The organism is Spirosoma luteolum (assembly GCF_054778875.1).
Genome location: NZ_BAAGZE010000020.1, coordinates 1 through 13,637 on the forward strand (window position 1 = coordinate 1; position 13,637 = coordinate 13,637).

Here is a 13,637-nt window from a genome sequence, read left to right on the forward strand (position 1 = left end):
CTCAGCACGCACGAACGCCAGCTGACGTTTACGCCCCGGTACACGGGCACCGATGGCCAGCCCATTACCTTCCAGATCGTCAACGAAACGCTGCCCACCACCAGCTTTTTGGCCCAGTCCGTTAGCCTGAAGCTCTATACCGACAACCCCGTCATCTACCTGAAAGCCAGCCAGTCGGGAGCCGAGGCCACCTATGCCTACCGCTGGCAGTCAGTCTGCTCGGGCGCCGGCCGGATCGGAAGCCATACCGATGACTCACTAACCCTGACGGCGCTGGGCAACCCGGTTTTGGGCGATCAGGCTGTGGTTGTAATCGGGGGCGCTTCCGGCCAGGTTATTCAGCTAACGCTGACCGATCTGACGGGCAAGCGGCTGTTCGAACAGCAAATCGATATGGTCAACCCTGGGCGGCAACTCGTGATTCCCATTGGTTCGAAGGCAGGCCTTTACCTGCTGCAGGCCACAACGAACACGGACAAAGCAACCCTGAAACTGATCAGGCCCTAGTCAGGTATAATCAGGACAACGTGGTCGTTTGTAAACGGGAATGGAAGCGGATGGCGCTTCCATTCCCGTTTTTGTAGGCGGTCGTGTCGGTATGACCAGTGGCTTCAGGTGCCGGACCACGCCTGTCTCGTTCCGAATTATTCGTTGAAGCCGCTGCCGCGAACAGGCACTAGCTTGTCGGGTGGTCCGGCTCCATGAATCAGCCCAAACCGGTTTGACGCCGGGATGGACCCGAACGAGATAGCCGTTCGTCTGCCTGCGATGGCCCCGGGAGCAATTTATTTTTCTACGCCACGGCAGGGGTATAACACGGACTGTGCGGTCTATTTCCTGACAGGAGACACGACCAGATTTGTCGGGAAAGCGTTGTATGAATAGCCATGGGCTGGGCATAGGTTGGTTACTGGTGCTGCTTTGCGTGGCCGTTTCGGCCTCGGCGCAGGTCTGGCAATGGTCGACGCCCCTACCTTCCGTTGTTTCGGCTGAAACCAACGAACACCCACAGGCCTTTTTGTGGATTCCCGAAACGTGCCCGTACGTGCGGGGCGTGGTGGTTGGTCAGCACAACATGCTCGAAGAAGGCATCTTCGAACATCCCGATTTCCGACAGACCATGGGCCAGCTGGGCTTTGCCATCGTCTGGGTCACGCCCATGTTCAACCAGACCTTCGACTGGAGACGTACCGCCACTTCCAACGGTGCAGGGGCCGAGTTTCAGGACATGATGCAGCGGCTGGCCGACGTGTCGGGCTATTCAGAACTGGCCATTGCCCCGGTTGTACCGCTGGGGCATTCAGCGCTGGCGAGTTATCCGTGGAATTTTGCCGCCTGGAATCCAGGCCGCACGCTGGCCGTCGTTTCGGTACATGGCGATGCCCCGCAAACGAACCTTACGGGCAGTGGCCGGCCCAATCCTGACTGGGCCGGGCGAACCATCGAGGGCGTTCCGGGCCTGCTGGTGATGGGCGAATACGAATGGTGGGACGAGCGGCTCAAACCCGCCTTTGCCTACGTTGCCTATCACCCTGAAACTCCGTTTAGTCTACTGGCCGATGCCGGCCGGGGCCACTTCGATTTCTCCGACAGTATGGTTCGTTACCTGGCTTTGTTTATCCAGAAAGCGGCCCGGTACCGTCTGCCCAGCCAATCGAACCAATCGGACACGGTGATACTGACCCCCATCGAACCGCAAAAGGGCTGGCTCATGGACCGCTGGCGAAAAGACAGCCTTCCTACGGCGGCTCCGGCCCCGTACCAGCGTTATAAAGGCGACAGGCGAACAGCCAGCTGGTATTTCGATGAGGAGATAGCCCAGGCTACCGAGGCTATTTACCGGCAGGCACGGGCCAAAAAGCCGCAGCAGCTGGGCTTCCGACAAAACGGAGCGTTCTCCAAACCTAACAAGAGCCACGCCAGTTACCAGCTGCCTTTTTTACCCGAGGCCGATGGCATTACCTTTCAGCTGAGCAGCGCTTTTACCGACACCTCGCGTGTAAGGGAAACCACCGCGCATGCCCACACGCCCATTCGCATCACCCGAATCTGCGGCCCGGTCCGCAAACTGAACGACACCACGTTTCAGCTCAGCTTTTATCGGATGGGGTTCAACAATCCGAAACGCTCGAACGATATCTGGCTGCTGGCGGCCAACGACGGCGACGCCGAGTACAAAAGCATCGTGCAGCAGGCCAATCTGCGGTTTCCAATAGCGAACACAACCGGCAAACCGCAACACATCACGTTTACCCGTGTGCCCGCTCGGGCAGCAGGCAGCCGATCGCTCGACCTCCGGGCCGTGTCGAGCGTGGGTTTGCCGGTGCATTACTATGTGAAGGCGGGGCCCGCCTTTGTAGAAGGCAACCGGCTGGTGTTTACCCCCATCCCTCCGCGTAGCCGCCGGCCAGTAACGGTTACGGTGGTAGCCTGGCAGTATGGCACAAGCGTCGGCGATGCGATCCAGTCGGCCACCCCTGTCGAGCAAACAATCCTGATCCAGCCGTGATAGCCCCCGGCCAATGTCCTAATCCGTTGATGATGCGAACGCTTATTTTTTGCCTGCTAATGCTTAGCCTGCTGGTAACCAGCCAGTTCGGACTTGCCCAATCGAACAAACCAAAACAACATCCTTATCTGTTCTACACCCCGCAGCGAACCGAACGACTGAAAGCCCGTATCAAAACCGATACGCTGCTGGCCAATCGCTGGAATGCCCTGCAGAAACGGTGTGAGGGCTGGCTGGGCGACCCTAAAGGCGGCAATATGGAGCAACTGGCGCTGGCTTATACGATGACTGGCGATAAACGCTATGCCGACCGGGCCAAAACGCTGCTCACCGACCTAACCGGCCGCCCTTTCTGGGACGGCATGGACGACCGTACCCCCCGCTGGAATGCCGGACTCGGTACCAGCCATAACAACTGGACGGCCTCCGTTACATTCGACGCCATCTACAACGCCCTGACCCCAGACGAGCGCCGTACCATTGCCGGCCAGATTGTGAAGCTGGGGATCGAACCATCGGCAGGCGACTGGCTCTCCAAAACCAGGCGAATTCAATCGCTCGACAACATGGGCCACAACTGGTGGGCGGCTATCGTGTTCGAAGCAGGTATTGCGTCGCTCGCGGTGATGAACGAACAGCCGCAGGCCCGCCAGTGGGCTACCGACATCATGCAGGACAGTCGGCAGTGGTTTGCCTTCGCGGGCAGTTTACTGGAGAACAAACCCGCCAACTTCGACCCGGCGGGTGGTTTCTACGAAAGTGTCAGCTACGCCAACTACGGCCTAGGTGAGTATATCCAGTTCCGGCTGGCCTACACAAATGCGCTGGGGCCGTTGACGATGCCCTACGATAAGCTGCTGCAAAAAACCGCCGACTGGTTCATGCATACGGCCTACCCCCGCAGTGGCGACAAGCCCCTGCTGTCGCTGAACTTCGGCGATAGCAACGACTTTGCCAACGGCGAACGACTGGCCAAGCTGATGATGGCGCTGGGGCTGGGCAACGACGATTACTACTGGTACATTCAGCATACCGCCAAGACACCGTTTCGGGAAGACCTGAACGTCGGCACGCCCATGGGCCTGCTGTACCAGCCCGACAGTAAACCCGCTCCGGCCGTGCCCTCGCTGCCGCCTTCGGCGATCTATGGCGCGATGGGCTGGGGCATGCTCCGGTCGTCCTGGAAGCCCGACGCCACCATGCTGGGCGTAAAAAGCGGCTATACCTGGAATCATGCCCACGCTGATGCGGGCTCGTTTGTGCTCTACCACAAGGGCGAATACCTGCTCATCGACGGGGGTGACGTGGGCTACGGCAATCCCGAATACAGCAGCTATTTTGTGAAAAGTCAGGCGCACAACGTGGTGCTGTTCAATGGTCAGGCGCAGGATGCCCGCGATCAGTACAATGCCGTAAAGAATCCGGGGCACCTTTACCACCTGCTCGATGGCGGTTCACTGAAATACCTGCTGGCCGATGCTACCGGGCCCACCTCGCGCAACTTTCTGCGGAACTACCGGAATTTTCTCTGGATCGGTAACGTGATTCTGCTCATCGACGACCTGAAAACCTACGAGAGCGGCCAGTTCGATTTTCTGCTGCATTACGCCGACAAAGCCGTCAAACGCGGGCCCGACCTGGAGATAACCAACAACAAAGCTGCCATCCTGTTCCGGCCGCTCTACCCCGAGACCCTGCCGTTGGGCTACCCACACGATTTCCCCGAAAAACTGACGTTCCGCACGGAGTACGGCCTGCAGGACCGGACCACCAACGTCAAAATCCCATACTACGTCCTCTCTCCGCCCGAAAAGAGTGACCGGACCAAGCTGGTCAGCGCCATTCTGCTGCTCGACGACACGAACCAGCCGATTCAGACCGCCACCGGCTCATCGGGAGCCAACGGGGCCGCCGGCCGAACCAACCTGCCGGTCATCGAGAAGTTCGAAGGTACCAACTACCTGAACCTGCGCATCACCCAGAACGGACAGGTGACCGAAGTGTATATCAACCTGCTGGCCGATGGTCGGCTGATGCACCGCAACGCCAACCTAACCATCGGCGACTGGGAAACCGATGCCTACCTGTCGGCCATCACCTTTCCCGAGGGCACTAACCGGCAGGACCCCGCTCAGCTTTCTTCCGTTTTTATCGGCAATGGCAGCTACCTCCGCCACCGGGGCAGACCGCTGCTGAGTTCGCTATCTAAAGTGTTCCTGCACGCAGCGCGCACAGGGTCTCAACTCGATGTGCAGTTACAGGGTCAGCCGCTGATCGAGGCCTCGCTGGGCTTCGAAAACGTAACTAAACTTAATGTGAACAATAAGGCCGTTTCGCCCGCCTACGATTCGGGGAAGTTGTTGCGAATTGATGTTGATCAAACGAACTAATCTTTTTGACAGGATTGACAGGATGTCTCCGGATTAATCATGTCGATCCTGTGAATCCTGTCAAAACCTTTTGCCCATGCTCCGTTTTAGTTTATTGATTGTCTGCGTTCTATCAATCCAGACAGCGTTCGCCCAAACGCCCGAAACCCGTCTGCTTTCACCCGATGGTAAGCTAGAGGTCTTTTTTAAGCAAAAAGAAGTGGCTCCCGGCCGGAAGCAGATGACTTACCGGGTCAGCTACGACGGAAAACCCGTAATGCTGGAGTCGGGGCTGGGCGTACAGATCGACAATCACGTGTTCGAGCACGCCATGGCCCATAAAGTAACCACGCCCCCCGGCACGCTGGGCGCCGGCTGGTGCGACGATCTGGTGATCAGAAACGTCGTAAAGTCGACGAAAGACACGACCTGGAAGCCAGTCTACGGCGAACGCAGCCTCATTCGGGATCAGTACAACCAACTGGAGATTCAGCTGCAGAAGCCCGACGCGCCGGACTATTCGCTGCACGTCATTTTCAGGGCCTATAATGCGGGCATGGCGTTCCGGTATTTCTTTCCGGAGCAGCCCAGGGGTCTGTACTATCGCGTGATGGCCGAAAACTCGGAGTTTACCTTGCCCGCCAATACCAAAGCCTGGTACACGGCCTGGGCGCAGGGAGCCTATCAGGCATTGCCCCTGTCCGGTCGTGAAACAGACCGCTGGCCCGAAGACTCGGAACGCCCGCTCACCCTGTCGCTGCCCAACGGCTTGTATGCTTCGCTGGCCGAAGCGCAACTGACCGACTACGCCATGACCAAGTTCAAGCTCTCCGCCACTAAAGCCAACACGGTTGTTACGTCGCTGTACGAGAGCGTCGACCTGATGTCGGATGTGGGTACGCCCTGGCGGGTGGTGATGGTAGCGAATCGGCTGGGCGCGCTGCTCGAAAACAACGATATTATGCTCAACCTGAACCCGCCCGCTACGGTGACCAATACCGACTGGATCAGGCCGGGCAAGCTGATGCGGGAGGTGACACTAACCACCCAGGGAGCTTTGTCATGCATCGACTTTGCAGCTGCCCACAACCTGCAGTACATGCTGTTCGACTGGAAATGGTACGGCCCGGCATTTACCTTCAACTCGGACGCCCGGCAGGTAGTGGCCCCCATCGATATGCCCCAGGTGATTGCCTACGGAAAGTCGAAAAACGTGGGCGTGATTCTATATGTGAACCTGCAGGCACTGTATAAACAGATGGACGAGCTTTTTCCGCTGTACAAAAAATGGGGCGTCAAGGGGGTCAAGTTCGGCTTTGTGGAAGTAGGGTCGCACCGCTGGATGACCTGGCTTACGGAAGCTAAACGAAAAGCGCTGGACAATGGCCTGCTGGTCAACATCCACGACGAATACCGCCCGACGGGCACCAGCCGGACGTATCCCAATGTGCTGACGCAGGAAGGTATCCGGGGCAACGAGGAGTTTCCCGATGCCACCCACAACACGGTGCTACCCTTCACGCGCTACCTGGCCGGAGCGGGGGACTACACGATCTGCTACTACGACAAACGGCTCAAAAACACCCATGCGCACCAGCTGGCGATGAATGTCATTTCGTACAGTCCGCTGCAATCGGTGTTCTGGTACGACAAACCGGAGCAGTACGGTGGCGAACCCGAAATCGAGTTTTTTGAGAAAGTACCCACCGTCTGGGACGATACGAAAGTGATACACGACGCCATCGGGGAGTACGTTACGATTGCCCGCCGGAGCGGAGACGACTGGTTTGTTGGTACGATCACCAACAACGACGGCCGTACGCTGTCGCTGCCACTCGATTTTCTGCCCAGGGGGAAACGTTACGTAGCGCACCGCTACACCGACGACCCGGCCGTGCCGACTAAAACGCAGGTTCGCGTGTCGACCAGTACCGTAACGGCCGGCCAGTCGCTGGAGATGAAGCTGCTGCCGCGTGGCGGTCAGGCCGTTTGGCTGACCCCGGTTAAGTAGCCAGGCCCGGCTGATGTACGCCCCCCCCTCCTCCCCCGTTTGGCGGGAGTCGATCAAGCGCACGGCCCCGGCCGCGCGCTTGCTGACGTCTACAAATGAGTTGGGCAAAAAAGGGTACGGTTCGGCTCTGGTCGTCTATTTATGAATAATTGATTTGTATTCCTATCATGTCGTTTTCCCGATTCAGTATCATACTTTTTCTGCTTGCGTTTTTTTTCGGTTTCACCCCGACTCAAAACCGCCTTCCGGCCGATACGGCCCTTACGTACTGCGTGCAGCAGGCAACCAAAACCGCTGCGTCGCTCCCCGCCACCGAACCGAATTTACCCCGTAACATTCTGAACGGCAGGAAAAACTGGACTTACATCAGCTACAAAGACTGGACCAGCGGATTCTGGCCAGGTACGCTCTGGTACCTCTACGAATACACCAAAGACCCCGCCTGGAAAGCCAAAGCCGATTCGTTCACGCGGGAGCTGACACCCCTCGCCTACCAGCCGGCCATCGACCATGATCTGGGTTTCCAGATGTATTGCAGTTTCGGTAACGGCTTACGGCTGACGGGCGACCAGGCCTACAAAAAAATCCTGCTGGCAACCGCCGATACGCTGGCTACACTCTTCAACCCCAGGGTCGGCACCATTCTGTCGTGGCCACGCCCGGTACCGAACATGGAATGGCCCCAGCACAACACCATCATGGACAACATGATCAACCTCGAACTGCTGTTCTGGGCCTCGAAAAACGGCGGTGGCCAGCGCCTGTACGACATGGCGGTTTCGCACGCGACAACAACCATGAAAAACCATTTCCGCCCCGACTACACGTCTTATCATGCGGTTGTGTATGACCGCCAGACGGGCCGGAAAATAAAGGGCGTTACCCACCAGGGCTACGCCGATCATTCGATGTGGGCGCGGGGACAGAGCTGGGCGATATATGGCTATACGATGGTTTACCGGGAAACAAAAGACCCCACGTTTCTGGACTTCGCCCAGAAGGTGTCGGACGTCTACCTGAAGCGTCTCCCCAAAGACCTGATTCCGTACTGGGATTTCAATGCGCCGGATATTCCGAACGCGCCCCGAGATGCCTCGGCGGCCGCCGTTACAGCCTCGGCCCTGCTCGAACTCTCGACGCTGGTGAAAGACAAAGCCAAAGCAACGACCTACCGCGCCAAAGCGGAGCAGATGCTGGTACGTTTATCATCGGCCACCTACCAGAGCCGCCAGGTGAATGATGCCTTTCTGTTGCACAGCACGGGCCACAAACCCAACAATAGCGAGGTCGATGCCTCGATCAACTACGCCGATTATTATTACATCGAGGCCCTGATGCGCCTGAAAAAACTACAGGCCGGCAAACCGGTTCTGGCACCGCTATAGCCCGAAGCCAGGCGGTCTGCCCGGTGCCGGCGCATCGGGGCAGACCGCCAGGTCGGGCCATGCACGCACCCCACACCACGGGTACAGAAAAGCCTGTGCATAGCCTGTAGGATTGGTTAAGAAACGTCTCTACTGCTGTCGGAGACGTTTTTTTTGCAGGTGATGGCTAAAACTTCGTTCGGCTGTTGGGTATAAAAAGCCAGCGGCTGTCTATTTCCTGATGATAGTCTTTACAGCGCCCTGATCCTTTCCTCATGCAATCGAGTTCCGTTCCGACCACCGCTCCATCCGCTTCGTTTACCGAGAAAAAGTACCTCATTACGTTCATCTTCGTCACCTCCCTGTTCATGCTCTGGGGTGTTGCCATTACCATGGGCGACGTGTTGAACCGGCATTTTCAGAATGTGCTGCACGTATCCAAGGCCGAGTCGGGCCTGGTGCAGTTTTCCATCTTCGGCGCATACGCCATCATGGGTATTCCGGCGGGTTTGTTTATGAAGCGGTTCGGCTACAAGAAAGGCGTTCTGCTTGGGCTGGGGCTTTATGCGGTGGGGGCCTTTCTGTTTGTGCCGGCCGCCAACGCCGAATCATTCGGTTTTTTTCGGGTGGCCCTCTTTATTCTTGCGTGCGGCCTGGCTACGCTGGAAACGGTTGCGCACCCCTTCGTGGCGGGGCTGGGCGATCAGCGAACCAGCGATCAGCGCATCAATTTTGCGCAGTCGTTCAACGGTCTGGGCGCGGTGATTGGCCCCCTCATCGGTGGCTATTTCATTCTGCGGGGTGGCCAGACGCACTCCAATGACCTGGAATCGGTAAAAATGCTCTACATCATTATCGGCTCCGTTATTCTGAGCATTGCCATTGCGTTCTCCTTCGTAAAGGTGCCGCCGGTGCAGGATGCACACGCCCTTGAAGCCGAAGCCGATGCTTATGCGATTGCCACCACCACCGATACGTTGCAGCAGTCGAGGAGTCTCTGGCAGTACCCGCACTTCATCTGGGCCGTGGTTGCCCAGTTGTTCAACACGGCGGCCCAGGGAGGAACATGGGCCTTTTTTATCAACTATGGTGTCGAGAAAATGGGCTTCGCAGCCGAACAGGCCTCCTATTATTTTGCCCTGAGTATGGTGATGATGATGATTGGCCGCTTTGTGGGCACCTACCTGATGCGGTTCATCGCACCGAATAAACTGCTGGCCGGTTTCGCGCTGGGCAACGTACTGATGTGTCTGATCATCGCGCAAAGTTTTGGCTGGCCCTCGTTTGTGGCGCTGCTGATGCTGAATTTCTTTTTCAGCATTATGTTCCCCACCATTTTCAGCCTGGGCCTGAAGGGGATGGGCGACAAAACGCAGCAGGCCTCATCGTTTATCGTGATGGGCGTTGTGGGCGGTGCGCTGTTCCCGCCCCTGATGGGTCAGCTCGCCGATACCGACGTGGCCGCAGCCTATTATCTGCCCATCGTCTGCTACGTCGTCATTTTTCTGTTCGGCGCCCGATTCTATAAAATCCGATAGCCACAAACGCTTCGCCGGGCCGATCGGCCCCGGGCCTGCCCAACGCATGAACGTTTTTTTCTATCTCTTTTGTGGGGCTGCGCTGGCAACCGCTCTGTCGGCTACGGCCCAGTCGGTTCCGGCCAGCAAACCGGCCTCGAAACCCGTTGCCAACGCGCCCGTGTGGTTGCCCGATCAGGGCGACGGCACCTACAGAAATCCGGTTCTGAACGCCGATTACTCCGACCCCGATGTAATCCGGGTGGGGCCCGACTACTACCTGACGGCCTCCAGCTTTCACTGTATGCCGGGTCTGCCAATCCTGCATTCGCGCGATCTGGTAAACTGGCGGTTGATCGGTCATGCCCTGACCAAACAACTCCCCGCCGACTTTTTCGATGTACCGCAGCACGCCTACGGCGTATGGGCACCCAGTATGCGATACCATAATGGCGAGTTTGTTATTTACTGGGGCGATCCCGACCACGGCGTTTACGTCGTGAATGCTAAACAACCAACCGGCCCCTGGTCGGCCCCGGTACTCGTACTGGCCGGCAAAGGCATTATCGACCCCTGTCCGTTCTGGGACGATAACGGGCAGGCGTATCTGGTTCATGGCTGGGCGGCCAGCCGGGCCGGTGTCAACAGTTTGCTCACCCTCCGGCGCATGCGGCCGGATGGCATGGCCGTCCTGGACGAAGGCAAGCACGTATTCGACGGGCATGACCAGCACCCAACCCTCGAAGGTCCCAAACTCTACAAACGAAACGGTTATTACTACCTGCTGGCGCCCGCCGGCGGGGTGGCAACGGGCTGGCAGCTGGCGCTTCGCTCAACGAACATCTACGGCCCCTACGAAGCCAAAATTGTGCTGGAGCAGGGAAAAACAGCCATAAACGGCCCTCATCAGGGAGCCTGGATCGATGTTCCGGCCACCGGTGGCAAACCTGGCGAAGACTGGTTCATGCATTTTCAGGATGCCGGAGCCTACGGCCGGATTGTACACCTCCAGCCCCTGCGCTGGGTGAACGACTGGCCGCTGATGGGTCAGGATCAGGACGGAAATGGCGTGGGCGAACCCGTAACCACCTTCCGCAAACTAGCTGTAAAACAACAGATAGCCCCAACTGCCCCCGCCAGCAGCGATGCCTTCGATACCGATACGCTGGGGCTACAGTGGCAATGGCAGGCCAACCCCCGCGTAACCTGGAGTGCGCTTATGCGCGGCAAGGGGTCGTTGCGGCTGTTTGCCATTCCTCAGCCCGAAAAAGCCGTTAATCTGTGGCCAACCCCCAACCTCCTGCTGCAGAAATTTCCCGCCCCCGATTTCATGGCTACGGCCCCCGTCAAACTCACGGCCGAGTGGGGCACCCCCGGTAAGCATGCAGGCCTGGTAGTGATGGGTAACGACTACGGCTATCTGGCAATCTGTCGGGACAGTACGGGCTACAAACTGCGGCAGGTTTTCTGTAAAGACGCCATGAACCAAAGTCCCGAGCAGGTTATTGCCGAACAACCCCTGCCGACGGGCATGGCCTACCTCCGCGTGCAGATAACCAGCCCCAATGCCCTGTGTCAGTTCAGTTACAGCCTGGATGGGCAGATGTATGTGCTTATTGGTAAACCCTTCCGGGCACAGCCGGAGAAATGGACAAGCGCCAAAGTCGGTCTGTTCTGCACCAGCCAGCGGGGCGTTCGGACGGGCAGCTACGCCGACATCGACTGGTTTCGGGTCGAACCCATACCGGTAGCCGTAAACGCACCTCGCTAAAGGCCCGGGAAACCGGGTTTGCTGACAAAACCACCGCCCAGATACGGGCCTTTATCGCCAATAAACTGCGTTCAGAAGGGTATTACGGCCCGTCGGGTTACTATTTAGGGCTAAAAGGGGATCGTCCCCACGCACCGCACGCATCAACCAGCCGCTCACCTGAGTAGCTTTTAATCAACTCGTTTATGCAAACAGAACAGGAGGTCGCTGCCAGTGGCCAGGCGAAACCACTTATTTCATTCGACAGTCGATACGCCACCTCGCCAGCCGAAGTGAAGGCGATGGACACGCAGCAGATCCGGCAGCACTTTCTCATCGACACGCTGTTCGTTACAGGCCAGTTCAACTGGGTGCTCTCCTTCTTCGACCGCTTTCTGACCGGTGGGGTAATGCCCGCAACGGAGCCCATAGCGCTGGAAGCACCCGCCCAGCTGAAGGCCGCCTTTTTTCTGGAACGGCGCGAACTGGGTATGATCAACGTGGGTGGCCCCGGTCAGGTGGTGGCCGATGGGGTTGCTTATTATCTCGGCTACAAGGAAGCCCTTTACGTTGGTCAGGGTACGCAGCAGGTTTCCTTCGCGTCGCTCGATGCGGCCAACCCGGCCAAATTCTACCTGAACTCGACGCCGGCCAGTCGGTCCTACCCCACCCGCAAGGTAGCGAAGGCCGATGCCGAAGTAGTCGAGCTGGGTAGCCCCGAAACGGCCAACCACCGCACCATCAACAAGCTGCTGGTTAACAGCGTATTGCCGACCTGCCAGCTGCAGATGGGCATGACGGAGCTGAAGCCCGGCAGCATCTGGAATACCATGCCCGCCCATACCCACGACCGGCGCATGGAGGTGTATTTCTATTTTGAAGTACCCGAGGGGCAAAGTGTCTGCCATTTTATGGGGCAGCCGCAGGAAACACGGCCGGTCTGGATGCAGAACGAGCAGGCTGTCATCTCGCCCAACTGGTCGATCCACGCCGGAGCAGGTACGTCTAACTACACGTTTATCTGGGGTATGGCCGGCGAAAATCTGGACTATGGCGACATGGATTTCTGTCCGATCACCAAACTGCGCTAGGTCTGGCGGAGTTGGTACCATCTTGTTACCAGCAGGCAAGTTTATTACTGAAAATCAAGCATTTGAACACGTTATCGGAAGACCTGCGCACCGTGTCCCGGCGCACATACTGGGGTATCGATCTGGGCGGCACCAAGATTGAAGGGGTCGTGCTGTCGGCCCCTTCGCCCAACGCCGTACTCATTCGTCGGCGAATTGATACCGAGTCACACTATGGCTATGATCATATCATCAGTCAGATTGTCCGGCTCGTCGAGTTGTTGAAAACCGAAACGGGTCTGGTCCCCGAACGCATCGGTTTCTGTACGCCCGGTACAATCGACCCGGCGAGCAGCACCATGAAGAACTCGAACATGACCTGCATCAACGGCCGACCGTTTCACGACGACCTGTCGAAAGCGCTCGGCCTGACGATTGCCATCATGAACGATGCCAACTGTTTTGCCCTGTCGGAAGCCACCATGGGGATTGTTCAGGATGTTGTACCCGACTACCAGAGCGTTTTTGGGGTCATTCTGGGCACAGGAGTCGGGGGCGGGGTAATCTTTCGGGGGCTCGACGGGCAGGCCGTTGTACAGGCCGGCCGGCAGGGTATCGGGGGCGAGTGGGGCCATAATATCCTGGAAGAAAACGGCTATGCCTGTTACTGCGGCAAGCGGGGCTGTAACGAGCAGGTTATTTCCGGACCGGCCCTACAGCGTTTTTACCTCGAACAGAGTGGCAAAAACCGAAATCTGAAGGAGATTCTTGAGCGCTACCACCAGGGTATCGACCCCGTTGCCAACGCCACTGTCGAGCGGCTGCTGACTTACTTTGCCCGGGCCATATCGACCATCGTGAATATGCTCGACCCCGATGCAATCATTCTGGGTGGGGGCGTCGGCAACGTCGATCTGCTGTACACCGAAGGCGTTGAACGGGCCCGTCAGTACGTATTCAATGACAACCGGCTGGAAACGCTCATTTTGAAACCCAAACTGGGCGATAGCGCCGGGGTATTTGGCGCTGCCTTACTGTAAACCGATC

At 57.8% G+C, this 13,637-nt stretch carries 9 protein-coding genes; all 9 read left to right on the plus strand.

Translation table 11 applies throughout. The features are described from left to right. Positions 1 to 507: T9SS type A sorting domain-containing protein (locus ACYVAC_RS17400; protein WP_461099036.1), on the plus strand; the 507-nt coding region annotated here is incomplete at its 5' end. A 370-nt stretch (positions 508 to 877) separates the two neighbouring features. Continuing rightward, positions 878 to 2,509 (plus strand): hypothetical protein, encoded by a 1,632-nt coding sequence (locus tag ACYVAC_RS17405; protein ID WP_461099037.1) that lies wholly within the window; start codon positions 878 to 880, stop codon positions 2,507 to 2,509. Between the two features lie 59 nt (positions 2,510 to 2,568). Continuing rightward, on the plus strand, positions 2,569 to 4,899 hold the full coding sequence (locus tag ACYVAC_RS17410) for a heparinase II/III domain-containing protein (RefSeq protein ID WP_461099038.1): 2,331 nt from the start codon (positions 2,569 to 2,571) through the stop codon (positions 4,897 to 4,899). Positions 4,900 to 4,975: 76 nt separating this feature from the next. Continuing rightward, positions 4,976 to 6,889, plus strand: coding sequence for a glycoside hydrolase family 97 protein (locus ACYVAC_RS17415; protein ID WP_461099039.1), 1,914 nt, complete (start codon positions 4,976 to 4,978; stop codon positions 6,887 to 6,889). 167 nt (positions 6,890 to 7,056) lie between these two features. Then, positions 7,057 to 8,274, plus strand: coding sequence for a glycoside hydrolase family 88 protein (locus ACYVAC_RS17420; protein ID WP_461099040.1), 1,218 nt, complete (start codon positions 7,057 to 7,059; stop codon positions 8,272 to 8,274). Positions 8,275 to 8,528: 254 nt separating this feature from the next. Further along, positions 8,529 to 9,791, plus strand: a complete 1,263-nt coding sequence (locus ACYVAC_RS17425; protein WP_461099041.1) for a sugar MFS transporter — start codon at positions 8,529 to 8,531, stop codon at positions 9,789 to 9,791. A 46-nt stretch (positions 9,792 to 9,837) separates the two neighbouring features. After that, positions 9,838 to 11,541: a glycoside hydrolase family 43 protein gene (locus ACYVAC_RS17430; RefSeq protein WP_461099042.1), complete on the plus strand. Its 1,704-nt coding sequence runs from the start codon at positions 9,838 to 9,840 to the stop codon at positions 11,539 to 11,541. 185 nt (positions 11,542 to 11,726) lie between these two features. Next, positions 11,727 to 12,611: a 5-dehydro-4-deoxy-D-glucuronate isomerase gene (gene kduI / locus ACYVAC_RS17435; RefSeq protein WP_461099043.1), complete on the plus strand. Its 885-nt coding sequence runs from the start codon at positions 11,727 to 11,729 to the stop codon at positions 12,609 to 12,611. 62 nt (positions 12,612 to 12,673) lie between these two features. Further along, positions 12,674 to 13,630: an ROK family protein gene (locus tag ACYVAC_RS17440; RefSeq protein WP_461099044.1), complete on the plus strand. Its 957-nt coding sequence runs from the start codon at positions 12,674 to 12,676 to the stop codon at positions 13,628 to 13,630. The last annotated feature ends 7 nt before the right edge of the window (positions 13,631 to 13,637 follow it).

Excerpts from the sequence above, each read along its gene's own strand:
- ACYVAC_RS17415 (WP_461099039.1), top strand. The coding sequence starts at position 4,976 with ATGCTCCGTTTTAGTTTATTGATTGTCTGCGTTCTATCAATCCAGACA.
- ACYVAC_RS17405 (WP_461099037.1), top strand. The coding sequence starts at position 878 with ATGAATAGCCATGGGCTGGGCATAGGTTGGTTACTGGTGCTGCTTTGC.
- ACYVAC_RS17425 (WP_461099041.1), top strand. The coding sequence starts at position 8,529 with ATGCAATCGAGTTCCGTTCCGACCACCGCTCCATCCGCTTCGTTTACC.
- ACYVAC_RS17430 (WP_461099042.1), top strand. The coding sequence starts at position 9,838 with ATGAACGTTTTTTTCTATCTCTTTTGTGGGGCTGCGCTGGCAACCGCT.
- ACYVAC_RS17420 (WP_461099040.1), top strand. The coding sequence starts at position 7,057 with ATGTCGTTTTCCCGATTCAGTATCATACTTTTTCTGCTTGCGTTTTTT.
- kduI (WP_461099043.1), top strand. The coding sequence starts at position 11,727 with ATGCAAACAGAACAGGAGGTCGCTGCCAGTGGCCAGGCGAAACCACTT.
- ACYVAC_RS17410 (WP_461099038.1), top strand. The coding sequence starts at position 2,569 with ATGCTTAGCCTGCTGGTAACCAGCCAGTTCGGACTTGCCCAATCGAAC.